Raw genomic sequence first — 19,836 nt, forward strand, 5'->3', positions numbered from 1 at the left:
AAGCCGATCCGTTTCGCATCCTGGTGTTCGGCCGATTTGGCGGCGCCGGCTCCGTCCCCTTGGGGCAGCGCAAGCCGATCCGTGTCGACATCGACAACTTCGAGCAGGTCTTCGCGCGGCTCGCGCCCCGACTCGAACTGGTGCTCGACGGCAACCCCGTGACGGTCGAGTTCGAATCAATCGAGGACTTCCACCCCGACCGCCTGTTCGAGCGCCTGGCACCCTTCGTCGCGCTACGCCGACTGCGCGCCGAGCTGAACGACCCGGCGCAGTTTCATCGGGCGGCGGCGGCCCTGGGTGGCGTACCGGCGGCGGCTGAACCCGTCGCCGCCGCCAGCCCGGAGGGCGCGGGCGATATCGAACGTCTGCTCGGACGCGCACCGACTAGCCCCGCTGTGGGCGGCGCCGGCACTGCCGACCTGACGGCCTGGCTGCACGCCATCGTCGCACCGCATGTGGTGCCGGACATCGGGCACGAACAGCGGGCACTGCTCGCCGCGGTCGATGGGGCGATCACGCTGCAGATGCGGCGCGTGCTGCACGACCCCGCCTTCCAGGCGCTCGAGGCACTCTGGCGCGGTGTCGAACGCCTGGTGCGTGAGCTGGACCTCGGCGAGACGTTGCGGCTGTTCCTGCTTGATGTGGCGCGTGAGGAACTGGCACAGGACTTGGTGACCGACGGCGCGGACCTGTCTCGTTCTGCGCTCCACGGCCACCTGTGCGGACCCCGGACTAAGTCGCCCGACGGTGAGCCCTGGTCACTGTTGGTAACCGATCTCGATTTCGGCGCCGACCTGGATGAGTTGCAACTGCTGGCCACGCTCGGGGCGATGGCCGGGCGCGCCGGCGCCCCGCTGCTGGCCGCTGCGCGCCCGTACCTAATCGGCTGCGCCACGGTCGATCAGTTAAGCGATCCGCCCACCTGGCAGTCACTCGACGGCGCGACGGCTGCCTTCTGGCAGGCGTTGCGCCAAAGCCCGGTTGCGCCCTGGATTGGCCTCACGTTGCCGCGCATCCTCGCGCGTCTGCCCTACGGCAAGGACAGCGACCCGATCGGCGCCTTCGCCTTTGAGGAGATGGCCGTGCGTGAGCACGCGGCCTATCTGTGGGGCAACCCGGCGCTCGCACTCGCCCTGTTGGCGGGCCAAGCCTTCATGGAGGACGGCTGGGACCTGGATCTTTCGACCGGTCGCGACCTGGGCGACCTGCCCAGCCATGTCTACCGTGAAGAGGGCGCGGCGCAGCAACAGCCCTGCGCCGAGATCGCGATGGGCGAGGCGGCCGGTGCGGCCGTGCTCCTGCGGGGTCTCATGCCGCTCTTGAGCTACCGCAACCGCAACGCGGCGCGCCTGCTGCGCTTCCAGTCGATCGCCGACCCGGCGCGGGTGCTGGCGGGGGCTTGGGCGGCAGCCTAGTCGGGCGCCCCACCGACCGGCTCAGTCGCCGGTGGTGCCAACCGGCGGCGCCAGCAGATGGCGCACCGCGGGCGGCCGCTCGCCGCGGTGCAGGGCGTAGATGCGTACCTGGAGCAGCCGGTCGGTCCCGGCCACCCGCTCGTGATGGCGCAGGTGGGCGAGCCAGGAGCCCTCGACGAAATACTCCACATAAAGGCCAGGCGCGGCGGCGTCCTCCATGATCCACCACTGGATGGCCCCCAGCCGGCGCCGTGACTGGGCCTGCTGCGCCATCAGCGCCAGGAAGACGGGGGTGTCCGCGGGGTCGATGCGGTATTCGATGGCCGTCATCACCGGCCCCCGATCCTGCGGCGTGTCCAGCAGGACCAGCGGCGTGGGCCAGTGCATTGAGGGTGCCACGTCCAGCACATCGCCTTCCCCCACCCGGACTCGCCAGGTGAGCGCAATCCCCAGCAGGGCGCCCACCGCGGCGATCAGCAGGGCCTCGTCCACCCCAAGCACGGAGGCGGTCTTACCCCAGATGACCGAACCCAGCGCCATGCTGCCGAAAAAGAGCGTCAGAAAGATCGACAGCCCCCGGGCGCGCACCCAGTTGGGCAGGGCCAGCTGCGCCGAGACCTGCAGGGTGGACAGCACGAAGAGCCAGGAGACACCCCCGAGCAGCGAGGCCAGCGCGGCCGCGTAGGGATTGGCGATCAGGGAGAAGACCGCGAGCACCAGGGCGGTGCCCAGGCTGCCGGCGACCACGGTGCCGTGGGTGCCCAGACGCGGTTTGACCCGCGGCAGCAACAGTGCACCCAGCACAGCACCGACCCCCACGCAGCCCATGAGCACCCCATAGAGGCGCGCGCCGCCCCCCAGCGAGTCCTTGGCGATGACCGGCAGGAGCGCCCAGTAGGCGCTGGCGAATAGAAAAAAGGCCACGCCCCGCACCAGGGTCGCCCGCAGCGGCGCGCTGTGTAGGGCGTAGCGCAGCCCATTGCGTATCGCCTCGCCGACGCCCTCGGCCGGCAGGGCGGAACTGGCCGCGACGGTCGGTCGCCACCAGGCCAGGGCCGAGGCGATGACCATGAAACTCAGTGCATTGACGGTGAAGGGCGCGACAAAGCCCAGCCCGACGATCAGCACCCCCGCCAGGGCCGGGCCGATGGCACGGCTGACATTGATCCCCATGGAGTTGACGACGATGGCTTGACCCAGGGTGGGGCGCGGCACCAGCTGAGGGACGATCGAGAGCCAGGCCGGGGAGATAAAGGCGGCGCCCGTGCCGAGCAGGAAGGTGCAGAGCAACAGCGATGCGGTATTGATCCACCCGATCGCGACTAGGGCCGCCAGGGTGGCCGCCACCAGCGCCATCAGGCCATTGACCGCGAGCAGCAGCCGACGGCGGTCGAAGATGTCGGCCAGTGCTCCGGACGGTAGCGCCAGCACGAAGGCCGGGGCCATGGTCGCCACCTGCACCAGGGCCACCATGAAGGGGTCTGGGGCCAGCGTAGTCATCAGCCAACTCGCGCCCACGGTGTTCATGCCGGTGCCGATATTGGAGATGACCGTGGCCGTCCAGAGTACCGTAAAGGCGCGGTACTTGAAGGGAGCCCAGGCAGAGGGGGCGGGGGCGCAGCGGGTTACCATGATTACCTAGGGTATCGGGTCGCGGTCCTTGTAGAACCGCCGACACCCTGTCACCAAATACCCTGGCCGTCAACGTCGGCGGGTCCGGTCCCTGGTATCCTTGCCGATCAACTGAAGAATCGGAGATCGCCCCCTTGCCAGCGCACCGTTATCGACCGCGGACCCGGGCCCACGGCCGCCTCCTCCTTGGGCTGTGGGCCGGTCTCATCGCTCTCCCGTTGGCGGGGCCGGGCCACGCCGGGGCGCTGCCGGTCGAGATCGAAAGGGCCCTGCGGTTGCATCAGATCGACCAGGCCGACTTGAGCCTCTATGTCCGCGAGGTCGGCGAGCCGCAGCCGCGCGTCGACTTCAACGGTGAGACCCCGCGCGCGCCGGCCTCCACCATCAAGCTGCTGACCAGCATCGCCGCCCTGGGGCAACTCGGACCCAACTTCCGCTGGCAGACCCGCGTTTGGCTCGGCGGGCCGCTCAGCAATGGGCGGCTCGCCGGTGACCTGATCATCCAGGGTGGGGGCGATCCCAGTCTGCGCCTGGAGGACCTGTGGCGCTTACTCTGGGAACTGCGCGCCCGGGGTCTCGCGACCATCGGCGGGGATCTCGTCATCGACAACAGTGCCTTTGCTCCACCCGAGACCACCCGGGCGGCCTTCGACGGCAAGGGGCAGTCCGGGTACAACGCCCTGCCGGTGGCCTTCAGCGTCAACGAACAACTGACCCAGGTGGAACTGCGGCTGGACCCGGGCGCTAAGACGCTGCGCGCCTACCTGGCCCCGCCCGTGGCCCACCTGGAACTGCGCAATGAGTTGAAGGTGGTGCAGGGGGCCTGTCAGTCGAAGAACCATCGCGTGCACGTCGCCGTCGATCCGGCGGCGCCCAGCACCCTGACCCTGACCGGGTCCTTCGCCACCGCCTGTGAGCGCGACAGCATCGAGGGCCTGCTGCTGGACCCGGTGCAGCAGGCCGGCAATGCCGTCCTCTCACTCTGGGAGGGGCTGGGCGGGAAACTGGAGGGTCAGCTGCGCGAGGGGGTGCGGCCCAAGAACTCGTCCTTGTTCAATGTGCACGAGTCCCCGGAACTGCCGGTGGTCCTGCGCGATATCAACAAGTGGAGCAACAATCTCATCGCCCGAACTCTGTTCCTGACCATCGGCATGGAGCGCTTTGGCCGCCCGGCGACGCCCGCCAACGGGCAGGCGGCGGTCAAGGAATGGCTCGGCAAGCAGGGGCTCAACTTTCCCGAACTGGTGGTCGAGAACGGCAGCGGCCTCGCGCGTGAGGACCGCATCAGCTCGCAGAGCATGGGGCGGCTGCTCGCCTGGGCCTATGCCAACCCGGGCATGTCGGAGCTGATGGCGTCGCTCCCGATCCTGGGCGTGGACGGCACCCTGCACCGCCGCTTCAAGCACGAGGCACTGCGCGGGCACGGGCATCTCAAGACCGGGACCATGGCCGGTGCCACTGGGCTTGCGGGGTTCGTGGACGATCGCTCGGGGCGCCGCTGGATCATGGTCTCGCTGATCAACAACCCACGGCTACAGACCTGGCGCGGCAAGGCCGTGGAGGAGGCGGTGCTGCGTTGGCTCTATGGCGAGCCGGCGGCGGGCGAGGGCGGCCGGAAGGCGGCCGCCGCCGCGCCGGCACGCACGCGGGCGCGTGTGCCCTGAGCAGATGGCTTGATCACCAGAGTCTCGCGAGGTCCAGCCCAATGGTCTCCAGACCAGGAACGGGGAGCGTGATCCGGTCGGTGATGAGGTCGGTTGCCCTGTAGCCCGCCGCGCCCGGGCCGTGACAGCGGGTGAGCGTGCGGCCTTGGAGATCCACCAACCAGACCTCGGGGATGCCGGCCCGGGCATAGCGTCCGAGCTTGATGTCGCGGTCGAAGCGCAGCGTCGTGTCGGCGACCTCGATCAGCAGCAGGCAGTCCCCGGGCCGGGGATGGCGTAGCCGGTACTTGGACGCGGGCGGGGTGACCAGCGCCAGATCCGGCTGAGGTTCGTCGTGGCGCCCCAAATGGACCGGGTTTTGCACGCGCACCAATGCCTGCCCTCCCACCGCGGCGATCAGCAGGTTCTGTAGCTCAGTCACCACGCACGCGTGTGGTGCCCCAATCGGCGGCATTTCGATCACCTCTCCGTCGATCAACTCGACCCGTGCATCAGGGGCGAGGATGCCGACCTCGGCCATGCGGTAATAGTCCGCCACCGTGTAGCGGTGGCGGCGAATCGGGATCAGTGCTTCTGCCGTGGTGGACATGGTGCGCGATACCTTCGGTAGGGTGGCATCCGGCCTTCCAGGGTCATCGGGATCAGACCGCTCGATAAATACTTGCCCCTTCCTTCACGAATTCATCAGCCTTGGCCTTCATCCCCTCCTCGATGGCGATCTCCAGGTTGTCGAAGCGGTGGGCTTGGGCATAGTCGCGCACGTCCTGGGTGATGCGCATGGAGCAGAAATGGGGGCCGCACATGGAGCAGAAATGGGCGACCTTGTGTGACTCGTGGGGCATGGTCTGGTCGTGGAATTCACGCGCCCGCTCGGGGTCGAGCGAGAGATTGAATTGGTCGTCCCAGCGGAATTCAAAGCGTGCCTTGGAGAGTGCATTGTCGCGGACCTGGGTGCCGGGCAGGCCCTTGGCCAGGTCGGCCGCATGGGCGGCGATCTTGTAGGTGACGATGCCGTCGCGCACGTCCTGCTTGGTGGGGAGCCCCAGATGCTCCTTGGGCGTCACATAACAGAGCATGGCGGTGCCGTACCAGCCGATATTGGCCGCACCGATGCCGGAGGTGATGTGGTCGTAGGCGGGTGCGATGTCGGTAATCAGCGGCCCCAGGGTATAGAAGGGGGCCTCGAAGCAGTCCGCCAACTCCTTGTTCATGTTCTCTTTGATCATCTGCAACGGCACATGACCGGGACCCTCGATCATCACCTGCACATCGTGCTGCCAGGCGATCCGGGTCAGTTCGCCCAAGGTCTCCAGTTCGGCGAACTGGGCGGCATCGTTGGCGTCCGCAATGGACCCCGGGCGCAGGCCGTCGCCTAGGCTGAAGGCCACGTCATAGGCCTTCATGATCTCGCAGGTCTCCTCGAAATGGGTATAGAGGAAGTTCTCCTGGTGGTGGGCCAGGCACCACTTGGCCATGATGGAACCGCCGCGGGAGACGATGCCGGTGAGGCGCTCCGCGGTGAGCGGCACATAGCGCAGCAGCACCCCGGCATGGATGGTGAAATAGTCCACCCCCTGCTCGGCCTGTTCGATGAGGGTATCGCGGAAGATCTCCCAGGTGAGTTCCTCCGGGCGGCCGTCCACCTTCTCCAATGCCTGGTAGATGGGGACGGTGCCGATCGGCATCGGGGCATTGCGCAGAATCCACTCGCGGGTCTCGTGGATGTTCTTGCCGGTGGACAGATCCATCAGGGTGTCGCCGCCCCAGCGGGCGGACCAGACCATCTTCTCGACCTCGTCGGCGATCGATGAGGTAACCGCCGAGTTGCCGATGTTGGTATTGATCTTCACCCGGAAGTTGCGCCCGATGATCATCGGCTCCACTTCCGGGTGATTGATATTGGCCGGAATAATGGCCCGGCCGCGGGCGACCTCGTCGCGCACGAAGGCGGGGGTGATACTCGAAGGCAGGGCCGCACCGAATGACTCGCCGCGGTGCTGGCGTAGCAGCTTGGCATAGCGCGGGTCGGCGCGCAGTTCATCGAGCCGCAGGTTCTCACGGATGGCGCAGTATTCCATCTCCGGGGTGATGATCCCGGCGCGCGCGTAGTGCATCTGCGTCACGTTGCGCCCGGCTTGGGCCCGGCGCGGGGTGCGCAGGTGCTCGAAGCGCAGGTGGGCGAGCGCCGGGTCGGCCTGGCGGGTGCGGCCAAAGGCCGAGCTGGGCGCGGCGAGCCGCTGCGTGTCGCCACGTTGCTGGATCCAGGCGGAGCGCAGATCGGGCAGGCCGGCCAGGAGGTCGATGGCGACCGCCGGGTCCGTGTAGGGCCCAGAGGTGTCATAGATGAAGATCGGCGGGTTGTCCTCGACCCCCTCTCTGGCATGGGTGGGGCTCAAGGTCACCTCGCGCATCGGCACCCGCAGGTCGGGCCTTGAACCCTCCACGTAGACCTTACGAGAGTTGGGGAAGGGTTTGGTGACCGCCTCCGACAGCCGGGTGGTCTGTTGGACGAAGTCGTTCGGGATGGCGCTCATGGGGGTCCTCGGGAGCAAGCGGGCGCACGCTGGCGCCAATTCTGTAAGGGACTGTCTCAGCCCGACCGTGGTCGGACACCCCCAGCAGGTTCGGTGGGTGGAACCTATCGAAATGCCGGGCGGATTTCAACCGCTACGCGCCTGCATGCTGCCCGGGTGGGGCCGCGACGATGGCGCCGCGGCGCGCAAGTTACACGGATTCGCGTTACCTTAGGCACCTGATGACGCACAGGGCGTCCCCTGGGGGTGCATTTGACTGTGCCCGTGGGCCGACATCTGCTCCGGGCCGCCGGCCCTGGGGCCGCCGGCCAGCCAACGCTAAAGAGATTCGCCAGATGGTCAATCCATACACGCATGCGGCGCCGAACAACCGGGTCTACTATCTGGGCGCCGATTCGCTCCTGGGCCGGGACCTGGGCTCGCTGCTCAACCAAAAGGGCTTGAAGCTCAAGACCTTTGAGTCCCCGGATCAGCTTGTATCCGCGGCCGGGCAGGCGGCGCCGGCGGTGCTGATCCTGGAGTTGGACCGGCTGCCGCCCCACAGCACCCTGGAGCACTTCGTCACCGCGCTGATTGGGGTCGGGGCGGACCGCCCGGAGCTGATCTGCATCGCGGTGGCGGAGGATATCGAGACGCGCCTGCAGGCGGTGCGCGCGGGCGCTCAGGGCGTCTTCGTCGCCCCGGTCGCGGCCGCTGACCTGGCCCAGAAAGTGATTCAGATCAGTGGTATCGCCGGCGCCACCCAGCACCGGGTGCTGGTGGTGGAGGACGACCCGGCCCAGGCCAAGTACATCGCACTGTTGCTCAGCAACTCCGGCTTCGAGCCGCGGGTGCTCAGCCAACCGCTCAAGGTGCTGGAGGCGATCCGTGAGTTCCGGCCGGACTTGGTCCTGATGGATCTCTACATGCCTGAGGCCAACGGCGATGAGCTCACCGCCGTCATCCGCGACCAGGACGAATTTTTCGACCTGCCCATCATCTTTCTCTCCTCCGAGCGCGACCTTGACAAGCAGATGGATGCCCTGCGTCTGGGCGGTGATAGCTTCATCGCCAAGCCGGTCCAGCGTAAGCTCCTGTGCGAGTCCATCGACCACCGCATCCGCATGACCCGCTGGCTGCGCGAGCGCCGCCAGGCGGTCAATCGGCGCGATGCCGCCACCGGTCTGCTCCAGAAGGACCACTTTATGCGCCAACTGGATCGGTGTGTGCGCAGCCCGGTGCCCTTGGGCGAGGGGTGCGGTTTGTTGCAGATCGAGATCGACTCACCCCACGAGACGCTGGACCGGCTCGGCCTCGACGGCACCGAGCGTCTGCTGCGGCAACTGGAGATCCGGCTCAGCAACCATATGACCCCTGAGGAGAGCGCGGCGCGCCTGGGCGACTTCAGCTATGCCTTGTTGGCCCGGCGCGACGACACCCAAGGGCTGGTCGAGCTGGCGGAGCGGCTGCGTGGCGCATTGGTCGATCCGGTGTCGAACGGCGCCGGGGCGTCAGACGATCCAGCGGGGGCCAGTGCCGCGGTGACCACGCTGAGCATCGGCATCGCACTCTTTACGCCCGCGGCGGACGATGCCGTCACCATGATTTCGCGCGGCCAAAAGGCGGCGATGGCGGCCCGTTTCGACGGTGGTGACCGGGTGCGCTGTTGGGCGCCGGTGGTGGCGCCCGGGGCGTCGGCGGACGGGGAGTCGCAGATCCGGGCACTGCTGGAGCAGGCCATCAACAATCAGGGGCTGATGCTGCTCTTTCAGCCGATTGTCTCACTGGGTCAGGAGTCGGGGGAATTCTACGAGGCCCAGTTGCGCCTCTGCGCCCCGGATGGTGAGCACATACCGCCCCAGGACTTTCTGCCGGTGGCCGAGCGCTGCGCGCTCATGCCGACCATCGACCGCTGGGTGATCAAGCGCGCCTTGGATGTGATCGACATCCAGCGGGTGGTCCACCCGCGCTTGCGCCTGTTAGTCCACCAGACCGTGGCCTCGGTGGCCGCCGCCCACTGGCTGCCGTGGTTCCGCGACCAGATCGTCCAGCGCAATCTGGTGCGGTTGCGGCCCTTGCTGGAGTTCCAGCTTGCCGATGTCCGCGCCGACCTGGAGACGGCTAAGTCACTCATCGCCAACCTGCGCAAATATGGGGTTCAGGTCTGCATCGCCAACTGCTCCGGCAGCCCGGCGGATGTCCAGTTGCTGGCTGAACTGGAGGCGAATCTGGCGAAGCTCTCCTTTCATACCCTGACCAACACCGAGCAGGGCGAGTTGACCGCCATCGTCCGCGCCCTGCGCGATAACGCCATCGCGGTGATCGCCGCCGGGATCGAAGACCCGGAGACCGTCGCCCGCGTCTGGAATTGCCGCCCGGACTTCCTGCAAGGCAGCTATCTGCAACTGCCGAGCGCGGATTTGAGCTTCGACTTTACCAAGCCGGACTATGTCCAGTAATGACCCGCGACCAACTCAAGACACTCGAAGACGATCTCTGGTCCGCCGCGGATAACCTGCGGGCGAACTCGGATCTCAAGGCCTCCGAATACGGTACCCCAGTCCTCGGCCTGATCTTTCTCAAGTTTGCCGATATCAACTACCGCCGCCATGAGGCCGCCATCCAGGCCGAGCACGCCGAACTCAAGGGTACCAGGCGCGAGAAGCCGCTGCACGAGATCGCCGTGGCCAGGTGCGGCTTCTATCTGGCCGACTATGCCCGCTACAGCTACCTGCTGAACCTCCCGGAGTACGAGGACATCGCCAAGGCCATCGAAAACGCCATGGCCTCCATCGAGCACTACAAGCCCGAATTGCGCGGCAGTCTGCCCAAGGACGAATACTATCGCCTGACCCGCACGCCCGAGACCCGCGACCTGCCGTTCGATCTGCTGCGTCAGTTCGACAACATCCCGGACGACGCCACCGGCGACGTCTTCGGCCAGATCTACGAATATTTCCTCGGCAAGTTCGCCATGGCCGAAGGGCAGGGCGGGGGCGAGTTCTTCACCCCGCGCTCGGTGGTGCGCCTGATGGTAGAGATCATCGAGCCGCACGGCGGCACCGTCTTCGATCCCGCCTGCGGGTCCGGCGGCATGTTCGTGCAGTCCGCCGATTTCATCGCCCAGCACCGCCAGGAATTGGAGGCCCAGGGCCGGGACACCAGCGTCTATGTCTACGGGCAGGAGAAACAGGGCGAGACCGTCAAGTTGGCGCGCATGAACCTGGCGGTCAACGGCCTGCGCGGCGAGATCAAGGCCGCCAACACCTATTATGCCGACGAGTTCAAGTCATTCGGTACCTTCGACTATGTCCTGGCCAATCCGCCCTTCAACGTCGACGACGTGGCCCTCTCCGCGGTCGAAAAAGACAAGCGCTTCAACACCTACGGAATCCCCCGCAACAAGACCAAGGCCAAGAAATCCGAAGCCGGCAAGGAGTCTATCCCCAACGCCAACTATCTCTGGATCAACCTCTTCGCCACCTCGCTCAAAGCCACCGGCCGCGCCGCGCTGGTCATGGCCAATTCCGCCTCCGACGCCCGCCACGGCGAGGCCGAGATCCGCCAGGCCCTGATCGAAGGCAATCTGATCTACGGCATGCTCACCCTGCCGTCGAATATGTTCTATACGGTCACGCTGCCCGCCACCCTCTGGTTCTTCGACAAGGCCAACACGGACAAGCGCATCCTCTTCATCGACGCCCGCAACATCTTCACCCAGATCGACCGCGCCCACCGGGAACTCTCCCCTGAGCAGGTCCAGAACATCGCCATCATCAGCCGATTGCACAAGGGCCGCCGGGGCGAGTTCTTGGCACTCATCGACCGCTATTTCGCTTTAGGTATGGAGCGGCTGGCCGAGAACCGGCAACAGGTCGAGCCAGTCTCCGCGCAACTGCTCGCTGTACTCGATGACCAGGCGGGCAAGGCCGCGGTCGCCCGCCTGGTGAATGCGTGGGATGGTCTCGACACGCTGCAACAGGCCTATGCCGCCTATCAACGCAGGCATGTCGACCAGGCCGCGGTAGAAGCCAAGAACATCGCCCAGCGGGAACTAAGCGCCACCTTTGCGCCATTCTTCACCGCCCTGCACGACTGTCTCAAGCAGCTCGACCGCGCCGTCCGCCACCAGGAGAAACAGGTGGCCGACCAGGCCAAGGCCGGCGGCAAACGCGGCGGCCCCGACCGGCAGACCAAGGCGCTCAAGACTGCACTCGAGACCATCCATGCCGAGGTCAGGGGCGCCGAAAGCTATTTTGCCCATGTCCATTGGCTGCAGGAACGCTTCCCCGAGGCCCGGTACGAGGACGTCACCGGGCTTTGCAAACTGGCCGACCTGGATGAGATCAAGGAACAGGACTACTCGCTCAATCCGGGGCGCTATGTGGGGGTGGTGATCGAGGAGGATGGGAAGACGGAGGAGGAGTTTCTTGACTCACTGACTTCGCTGCAAGGGCTCTTTTCTGAACTTACCCAAACATCATCCAAGCTCGCCGCCGTCATTACGAAAAATATCGATCGGATAACTCAATGACTAGAGGGAAGGACGAATTGACGCGGCTTGGGAAATGCCTGTCCTTTGGAAATGGCAAGACCCCAATGCTCGATGATGCCGGACCATATCCCGTCTATGGATCGAACGGGGTTATCGGTCATTCAATAGCATTCAATCAAGAATCGAGTATCATTCTCGGTCGGGTTGGTGCGTACTGTGGTTCCGTCAATTACGAAGCAGGCAAGTATTGGTCGACCGATAACACGATCGTAGTCAATGCGACCAAAGAAAACGATACGCTCTTTTTTCAATATTTGCTCCGATCATATCCACTAAATTCGTTGGCCGGCGGTAGCGCTCAGCCTTTGATTAATCACAAGACTATTTCGCGGATTCAGGCATGGGTTCCGCCGCTTGCAACCCAGCGCAAGATTGCCGCTATCCTGACCGCATACGACGACCTGATTGAGATTAACAAACGTCGCATCGACGTCCTCGAAAAGATGGCCGAGGAGATTTACCGCGAATGGTTCGTCCGCATGCGCTTCCCCGGCTATCAGAATACCAAGATTACCAAAGGTGTGCCAGAGGGCTGGGAGCGTAAGAAATTTGGTGAGTTCTGTATGCTGAAGCGTGGTTACGACCTGCCGAACGATCTTCTTGAAGAAGGTCCATACCCGGTCGTGGCATCGACATCCGTTAAGGCTTTCCACAAGCATTACAAAGTCGAACCGCCCGTGATCACGACGGGGCGGTCAGGTAGTCTTGGTGACGTATTGATGACTCACACGAGGGCGTGGCCTTTGAATACCGCGCTCTATGTTCGCAATTTTTTCGGAAACTCGCCGTTCCTGGTCTTTTATACCCTCAAGAACATGGGCCTTGAGAAATTTGATTCCGGCGCCGGAGTTCCGACCCTCAATCGGAACCACGTAAGCGGCATACCGATGGTGGTTCCTGAACGGAGTCTTCAGCAGCGATTTGATGGAATTGTCGCGCCGATCCACCAGCAGGTGGAGACGCTCCGCCAGGAAAACACAAATCTCACCAAGACCCGCGACCTCCTCCTCCCCCGCCTGATCTCCGGCAAGCTCTCGGTCGCAGACCTCGACATCCAGTTCCCGCCCAGCATGCGCGAAGACGGCAAAGGGCAAGGTGGGGGTGATGCGCCATCATGAGTGGGAGTGCGGGCACGCCTCTCTCTCGTGACACCGCTCCAGCGGTGTCACGCCTGTGTCAGGCGCTGCGCGCCGCGGGTTTGGGGCGCCGGGCCTGGGTCAACCCGGGCCGCACAGCGGCCAACACCCGGGTGACACCGCTGGAGCGGTGTCACCAGAGACGGAGGCCAACGGTATCGGCAAGGCCAAGATAAAGGTGAAGAAATGGTTGTGAATTTTGTGGTCTGTGTCCAAAAGGACAACCTGGGCGATGTCTCGGGTGACGATATCCATGTTGGCCGCCTTTATGAAGTGGTGGAGATGAGCGCCGGACATGGAATGATGCGCATCATCGATGAATCAGGCGATGATTATCTCTATCCCGAGCAGTGCTTCGAACCGGTATTTCTTCAGGAAGCCGCCGCACTAAGGCTTAGTCAGGTATTACCACACAACTAGCCAAGCGCACTGGGTCTTGATCATCGTTCCGGACAGTCTTCTCGTTCCCACGCTCCAGCGTGGGAATGCCGTGCGGGCGCTCCGCGTCCGGTCTGCCCTCTGGACGCGGAGCGCCCGCTCTTGCTCCCACGCAGGAGCGTGGGAGCCAGGCGGCCTTTCCTTGGATGGCTCGGGAAGCGCCACCGGCTAAGGCGTCGACCTCCGGTAGGGGGGCGCCGCTTGCCGGAATGCCAATCAAGGCCGAGCGCTGTCGTCAGCGCCGTTTGCGCGGCACCATCAGCCGTCGTAATGGAAACGACAGGCGACGATGACCAACTCGGTGTCGGTCGCGCGATAGACCAGGCGATGCGTGTCGTCGATGCGCCGCGACCAGTAGCCGGTCAGATTGCCGCGCAGCGGCTCGGGCTTGCCGATGCCGGCGAATGGCTCGCGTGCCGCCTCGTCGATCAGGGAGTTGATGCGTTTCAGCGTCTTGCGGTCCTGCTGTTGCCAATAGAGGTACGCCTCCCACGCGTCCGGCACGAAACGAATCCCGCGCACGGTTAAGCCCCGTCAGCGTCGATGAGGGTCCTTGGCCGGGACTCACCCGCCTGGTCCTGCCGGATCGCGCGCGCCAGGGCCTCGGCATTGGCGGGGGTGGACAACAGGTGCAGGGTCTCCATCAGGCTGTTGTAGTGGTCCAGGGACATCACCACAGCGTCGCCCTCGGCATCCCGCCGGCTGATGATGGCCACGTCCGCGTCCCGCACGACAGTATCCAGTACCGATTTTAATGCATTGCGCGCATGGGAGTAAGTGACGACTTTCATGGCATCGAACCTGTTCAACAAGTTGATCAAGTCTAGCATGTCAGTGCTTGCCGATGTGGCCGTGGGGCCTTTCTCGTTCCAACGCTCCCGCGTCACCGGCAGTAGGTCAGGCCGTCCGTGGTGAGCCTGCCGAAATAGACCTTGAACTATAAACCGCGTCAGTGATAATGTTCTTGTGCGCCAAAGGGCTTGCTGCCACTGAAAACCCAAAAGATGACTAAGGACGCGGTTTATGCCGAACTTCATTTCTGAGGATGAGATCGAAGCGGCCATGCTGCAACACTTGCAGTTGTCCTATGGCTACGACGTGCAGGACTGTTTTACGGCCGATCCGGCCGATCTCAACGACGGCTCGCGACGCACCGACAAACGCGAGGTCATCCTGCACGACCGACTGAGGGCGTCGGTGATCGACCTGAATCCGGACCTCCCCGAGGCCGCCATCGACGATGCCATCAAGCAGCTGTGCGACCGGCGCGAGGTGCAATCCGCCATCGCCGCCAACCGGCAGGTGGACGACCTCATTCGCCACCGGGTGCAGGTCGAGTTCAAGGACGCGACCGGCCGTACCCGCAAGGCGCGGGTCAAGATCATTGATTTCAAGAACCCGGCAGCCAACCAGTTCCTCGCGGTCAGTCAGCTCTGGATTCTCGGTGAGCGCGGCTGGCGCCGTCCGGACATCCTGCTCTATATCAACGGGCTGCCCCTGGTCTTCATCGAGCTCAAGAACTCCAACGTCAAGCTCAGGACCGCCTACGACGACAATCTGACCAACTACAAGGCAGAGATCCCTCAGCTCTTCCTCACCAATGCACTCTGCGTCTTTTCCAACGCCATCGAGACCCGGGTCGGCAGTCTGACCGCGCAGTGGGAGCACTTCTTCCATTGGCTGCGCCCCGAGGACGAAAAGGAGGCGATCAGGCGCGAGCAGGTCGCGGCGCAAGGCACCAGCGCCGAGCGGTTCCTGGCCGGTCTCTGCCCGAAGGACCGGCTGCTCGACTATATCGAGAACTTTATCCTGTACCACAAGGACACGCAGAAGATCATCGCGCAGAACCACCAGTTCATCGGCGTCAACCGTGCCTACGCGGCCTTTCTGGACCGCGACGGGCGCGGCGGCCGGCTCGGTGTCTTCTGGCACACCCAGGGCTCGGGCAAGAGCTTTTCAATGATCTTCTATGTGCGGAAGATCCTGCGCCACTGCCCGGGCAACTTCAGCTTCCTGGTCATCACCGACCGGGATGACCTCGACGGCCAGATCTACCGCAACTTTCTCAATACCGGCACGGTGCGCAAGGCCGACATGGCCCAGCCCAAGGACAGTGAGCAGATGCGTGCCTTTCTGGGCCAGAACAAGCGGCTGGTCTTCACCCTGATCCAGAAGTTCGGCTGGCCCAAGGGTCAGCGGTATCCGCTGCTGTCGGACCGCGATGACATCATCGTCATCGTCGACGAGGCCCACCGCACCCAATATAAGGCACTGGCGGAGAACATGCGGGCCGGGTTGCCTAATGCTCAATATATCGCCTTCACCGGTACCCCGCTGCTCGGACGCGGGCGCAAGACCAACGCGTGGTTCGGCGACTATGTCTCGGAATACAACTTCAGCCAGTCGATGAACGACGGCGCGACCGTGCCGCTCTTCTATAGTAAGCGCGTGCCGCAGGTGCAGAACCAGAATGATGACTTGAGCTTTGAGTTCTACGAGATCCTGGAGGAGGAAAACCTCGATCCCGTCGCCCAGGCCAAACTTGAGCAGCGCTTTGCCAGCGAGTTGGAGGTCATCAAACGCGATGACCGGCTGGAGACCATCGCCCGCGACATCGTCTATCACTTTCCCCGGCGGGGCTATCTCGGCAAGGGCATGGTCATCGCCGTGGACAAGTTTACCGCGGTGAAGATGTACGACAAGGTCCAGCGGCTGTGGAAGGAGGAGATCAAGGCCCTGCGCGGCCGGATCAAGCAGACGCCGGATGAATTGCTGGCGGCCCGGCTCAAGCGCATGCTCGAGACCATGCGCAAGGTCGAGATGGCCGTGGTGGTCAGCGCGGAGAACGGCGAGGAAGAGAAATTCGACCTGCAGGGGCTCGATATCCGTGCGCACCGCAAGCGGATGGACCACGTCGACACGAACGGCCATGACCTCGAATACAACTTCAAGGACCCCGACGACCCGCTCCAGCTGGTCTTCGTCTGTGCCATGTGGCTCACCGGCTTCGATGCGCCCACCGTCTCCACCCTCTATCTCGATAAGCCGCAGCAGGATCACACTCTGATGCAGACGATCGCCCGCCCCAATCGGGTGTGTGCGCATAAGATCGGTGGGGTTGAGAAGAAGAACGGCGAAATCGTCGACTATTACGGGGTCTTCGGGCGCCTGAAGAAGGCCCTCAAGGACTACGGTGAGGGCGATCAAGGCGATGACGAGCCGCCCGTGAAGGACAAAGGAGAGCTCTTGCGCCTGCTCGACGAGGCCATCGCTCAGGGTAGCGCGTTCTGCTCGTCCATTAATATCCCGATCGACAAGGCGCTGGAGGGCCGGGATGTTTTTCAGAAGCTCGGGCTCTTCGAGGGTTGGGCCAATGCGCTGCTCTACAAGGACGAGTATCGCAAGGCCTTCAGCGTTTACGAAAACACCATCACGGGACTCTATGAGGCCGCGAAGCCGGAGGTCCTGGGCCGGCCCGTGGTGCGCACCGTTGCCGTCTTTCAATACCTGCGGGGGGTGGTCGACAGCATCATCCAGCAGCAGGACGTCGACGCCGCGATCCGCCGGGTCGGCGAGCTGCTCGATGAGAGTCTGGTGGTCGATGACGCGGGCTTTGCCGCGGCCAGGGAGTCCGGGACAGTCTTCAGGATTGCGCGGCAGGGCCAGTCCTGGGACCTGAGTATGATCGATTTCGACAAGCTCAGGGAAGAGTTCAAACAGAACGCCTACAAGAATATCCAGATCGCCGATCTGCGGGCCTTCCTCGAAAAGAAGCTGAGTGACATGCTCAAGCAGAACCGTACCAGGCGGGACTTTGCGCAACGCCTGCAGGAGATCATCGACAAGTATAATGCGGGGAGCACCTCGGCCGATGCGGACTTTGCCGCATTGGTGCGCTTTGCCCAGGCGCTGCGGGAGGAAGAAGCGCGGCACGTCCGGATGGGGCTCTCCGAGGACGAACTGGAGATCTATGACCTGCTGTGCAAGGACCAGATGACCAAGGAGGAAGAGCGGCGGGTGCGGCTCGCGGCCAAGGCACTACTTAAGCGTCTGACCGAGGGTGCCCCCAGGGTCCTGGTGCAAGACTGGTTCAAAGACAGCCAAACCCGGCTGGCCGTCCGCGACGAGGTCGGCAAGGTCCTCGACCTGAACCTGCCGCAGGAGGGTTATGACAAGGATCTCTTCACGCAGAAGCGGGACAAGGTCTTTGAGTTGACGCTTGATCTTGCCATCAACCACAGGAAGTGGGCTGCTTGACATCCGAGGCGCTCCGTCTGGGTAAGCGAGTCCGTGCTGTCCCGCGGGGCCCAATTGGGCCTTGAACTCCGCCACGCTCCACTCCGTCGGTCAGGTTGCTGACGGGAGGATTAGACCATGTGGGATGGGAGGTTGGCCAGTGGTTGCGCGTCGGTGCGAGTTGGCTCGTTCCTGGGAGCGCCGACATTCTGTCGGCCAATCGCCGTCAGGCGGTCCGCGTTCGGCGGATGATCAGGAGGGGTCTTGTCGTTTGGCGAGCCTTTAGCGGCGCTGCGCGCCGTCGCCGACAAGATGTCGGCGCTTCCACCGGCTCAGCGGTTGCCATCCCTGGCTCGTATGCCGGCTCCCCGGCCGGGCTGGTTGCGGAGACTGACCGGTCCCTCTGGGGGATGAGGGACTGGTGCAGCACCCCGCACGGTTACGCGATGGGGGATATGCGTTCCCGGCCCAGGCGGTCTGTTACTTGCCGTATTTGGCCTTGGCGTCTTTCAGGCAACGATCACTGTCGGGGGCCATCAGGGCGGCGCACTTTTCCTTTGCTACGGCGTAATTCGCATCACCTTTTTCCGCGGCGGCGTCCTGGCGCGCGGAGACGCCGGCCTCTTTCGCCTTGGTATCCGCGGCGGTGGACTTGTCGCTCGCGGTCTTATTCGCTTCCGTCATCTTCAGTTGCGCCTCGGCGTCGGCCCGGACGCGAGTCTCGACCGCCTTCGCCTCCTTCACGCAGAGGTCCTTCGCATTGCCGGCCTGGTCATCGCACTTCTCATCGGCGACCGCGTAGTCGGCCTCCGCCTTGGCGACCACCGCCTTGTAGTGGTGCTTGGCCGAGGGCTCGTAATTCGCTTCGAGCTCGGCGCTGGCGACCTTGGCCTTGCCCTTGGCCTCGGCGATACAGATATCCTTGGCGTTGGCGGCCAGCGCGTTGCACTTGGCCTTGTCGGCGGTATACTCGGTGGCGATCTGGGCCTCCGCGGCCTTGTACGCGTCTTTCGTCATCGCTTGCGCCATCACCCCGGCGCTGAAGATGAGGCCGATAGCCATCGAGATGGTGGTCAGTTGCATATTTTTCATTTTTGTTCCGGTCGGTGGTGAATGAGCAAGCAGCCGGGCACACAGTGGCGTTGGTACGCATGACGCCCAAAGAATGTCGCGGTGACAGGCTGCCACAAGGGGCGAAGCGGTCATGGCGTCGTATCGTGACGGTGCCGGCAGATTATTGAAAGCGGGTGGGGGCGTCGGTACGCTGGCACACATAGAGCCCGCGGTGGCATAAGTCGCCGGGGGGGTGGGCGGGAATGGTCAGGCGAATACCGCGCCGGTGTCTCTCGTCTCTCATAGACCAAGTTGAAGTCCGGTGCTTCAAGTCAGCGACATATCGCGAATACCTGCTGGCCCTTCTGTCGAGTCGCCAGCAGGCAGCCGAACGGAGCACCGGGCATGGACGGCACGCGCACCGCGGCGGTAAAGTCCACCTTTCCCCTGACCGGCCCGACCAGAGGTACCTCATGACGCCACCCGACGGCCTGCTCTCCGAGCGCTTTTTCGACGCCCTGGGTTATGCCGCGCGGCTGCATAACCGCCAGTTACGCAAGGGTGTGGGCACGCCCTATATCTCACACCTGATGGCGGTCGCGAGCCTGGTGCTGGAGCACGGCGGCGGTGAGGACGAGGCGATTGCCGCCCTGCTGCACGACGCGATCGAGGACCAGGCCGAGCACCGCGGCGGGGCCGCCGCGCTGCGCGCCGAGATTGAGCAGCGCTACGGGACGCGGGTGCTTGGGATCGTCGATGACTGCACCGACGCTGAGGTCGTCCCAAAGCCGCCGTGGCGCTCGCGCAAGGAGCAGTACCTGCGCCACCTCACCGCGACGCCGGACCCGGCCTATCACCGGGTCAGTATCGCGGACAAACTGCACAACGCGCGCGCCATCCTGCTCGACTATCGCGTCCACGGCGATGCACTCTGGCAGCGCTTCACCCTGTCGGACCCCGCCGAGCACCTGTGGTACTACCGCGGCCTGGTCGAGTCATTTCGCACCGCCGGTCAGGCGCCGCCCTCGCTGATCAATGAGTTGGATCGGGTGGTGACCGAGTTGGAGGCCATGGTGAGGGGGCGCTGAACAGCGGGCGCCCCGCAGGTCGGCGGTTTTTTTGCACGTCTCACATTGACACGGAGCGCGCCGCCACGTAACCTTGTCAATCTTTCCGGGGCGTAGCGCAGCCTGG

General features: G+C 64.3%; 14 protein-coding genes. 8 read left to right on the forward strand and 6 right to left on the reverse strand.

Features of this window, described 5'->3' with window-relative positions:
* The coding region (locus tag QZY44_RS03050) for a type VI secretion system contractile sheath large subunit (protein ID WP_295442073.1) at positions 1–1,415 on the forward strand (1,415 nt) is incomplete at its 5' end.
* A gap of 21 nt (positions 1,416–1,436) precedes the next feature.
* Here the strand turns inward: QZY44_RS03050 and QZY44_RS03055 are convergent.
* Positions 1,437–3,047, reverse strand: a complete 1,611-nt coding sequence (locus QZY44_RS03055) for an MFS transporter (protein WP_295442076.1) — start codon at positions 3,045–3,047, stop codon at positions 1,437–1,439.
* A 134-nt stretch (positions 3,048–3,181) separates the two neighbouring features.
* Between QZY44_RS03055 and dacB the strand changes: the two genes are divergently transcribed.
* The gene (gene dacB, locus QZY44_RS03060) at positions 3,182–4,711 is read left to right on the forward strand and encodes a D-alanyl-D-alanine carboxypeptidase/D-alanyl-D-alanine-endopeptidase (protein WP_295442078.1); all 1,530 of its coding nucleotides are present in this window, start codon (positions 3,182–3,184) and stop codon (positions 4,709–4,711) included.
* 13 nt (positions 4,712–4,724) lie between these two features.
* Here dacB and QZY44_RS03065 read toward each other — a convergent pair whose 3' ends face one another.
* Together QZY44_RS03065 and thiC are read right to left on the reverse strand one after the other, a co-directional pair.
* Positions 4,725–5,300 carry a Uma2 family endonuclease gene (locus QZY44_RS03065; RefSeq protein ID WP_295442081.1) on the reverse strand — a complete coding sequence of 192 codons (576 nt, stop codon included), beginning with the start codon at positions 5,298–5,300 and terminating at the stop codon, positions 4,725–4,727.
* A 52-nt stretch (positions 5,301–5,352) separates the two neighbouring features.
* Entirely contained in the window at positions 5,353–7,245 is a 1,893-nt protein-coding gene (thiC, locus tag QZY44_RS03070) for a phosphomethylpyrimidine synthase ThiC (protein ID WP_295442084.1), read from the reverse strand.
* A gap of 335 nt (positions 7,246–7,580) precedes the next feature.
* On the opposite strand from thiC, the gene QZY44_RS03075 reads away from it, so the two are divergent.
* The 4 genes from QZY44_RS03075 (at position 7,581) to QZY44_RS03090 (ending at position 13,335) form a co-directional block, all read left to right on the forward strand.
* Positions 7,581–9,683, forward strand: a complete 2,103-nt coding sequence (locus QZY44_RS03075) for an EAL domain-containing protein (protein ID WP_295442087.1) — start codon at positions 7,581–7,583, stop codon at positions 9,681–9,683.
* Positions 9,683–11,758 carry a class I SAM-dependent DNA methyltransferase gene (locus QZY44_RS03080; RefSeq protein ID WP_295442090.1) on the forward strand — a complete coding sequence of 692 codons (2,076 nt, stop codon included), beginning with the start codon at positions 9,683–9,685 and terminating at the stop codon, positions 11,756–11,758. The genes QZY44_RS03075 and QZY44_RS03080 overlap by 1 nt, the downstream gene beginning before the upstream one ends.
* A 65-nt stretch (positions 11,759–11,823) precedes the next feature.
* Complete coding sequence (locus QZY44_RS03085; RefSeq protein ID WP_295442093.1) at positions 11,824–12,897, forward strand: restriction endonuclease subunit S; 1,074 nt, start codon at positions 11,824–11,826, stop codon at positions 12,895–12,897.
* 204 nt (positions 12,898–13,101) lie between these two features.
* A complete protein-coding gene (locus tag QZY44_RS03090; RefSeq protein ID WP_295442095.1) occupies positions 13,102–13,335 on the forward strand; it encodes a hypothetical protein in 234 nt (77 codons plus the stop codon).
* 276 nt (positions 13,336–13,611) lie between these two features.
* On the opposite strand, the gene QZY44_RS03095 is transcribed toward QZY44_RS03090, so the two are convergent.
* Both QZY44_RS03095 and QZY44_RS03100 read right to left on the reverse strand, forming a co-directional pair.
* Positions 13,612–13,875 (reverse strand): Txe/YoeB family addiction module toxin, encoded by a 264-nt coding sequence (locus tag QZY44_RS03095; RefSeq protein ID WP_295442098.1) that lies wholly within the window; start codon positions 13,873–13,875, stop codon positions 13,612–13,614.
* Positions 13,876–13,877: 2 nt separating this feature from the next.
* On the reverse strand, positions 13,878–14,144 hold the full coding sequence (locus QZY44_RS03100) for a type II toxin-antitoxin system prevent-host-death family antitoxin (protein ID WP_295442101.1): 267 nt from the start codon (positions 14,142–14,144) through the stop codon (positions 13,878–13,880).
* 232 nt (positions 14,145–14,376) lie between these two features.
* On the opposite strand from QZY44_RS03100, the gene QZY44_RS03105 reads away from it, so the two are divergent.
* Positions 14,377–17,610: a type I restriction endonuclease subunit R gene (locus QZY44_RS03105; RefSeq protein ID WP_295442104.1), complete on the forward strand. Its 3,234-nt coding sequence runs from the start codon at positions 14,377–14,379 to the stop codon at positions 17,608–17,610.
* Between the two features lie 459 nt (positions 17,611–18,069).
* On the opposite strand, the gene QZY44_RS03110 is transcribed toward QZY44_RS03105, so the two are convergent.
* Positions 18,070–18,795 carry a hypothetical protein gene (locus tag QZY44_RS03110; protein WP_295442107.1) on the reverse strand — a complete coding sequence of 242 codons (726 nt, stop codon included), beginning with the start codon at positions 18,793–18,795 and terminating at the stop codon, positions 18,070–18,072.
* Positions 18,796–19,115: 320 nt separating this feature from the next.
* Here QZY44_RS03110 and QZY44_RS03115 point away from each other — a divergent pair, with 320 nt between their 5' ends.
* On the forward strand, positions 19,116–19,730 hold the full coding sequence (locus tag QZY44_RS03115) for an HD domain-containing protein (protein ID WP_295442110.1): 615 nt from the start codon (positions 19,116–19,118) through the stop codon (positions 19,728–19,730).
* The last annotated feature ends 106 nt before the right edge of the window (positions 19,731–19,836 follow it).

It is taken from the genome of uncultured Thiodictyon sp. (assembly GCA_903837595.1).
GTDB lineage: Bacteria > Pseudomonadota > Gammaproteobacteria > Chromatiales > Chromatiaceae > Thiodictyon.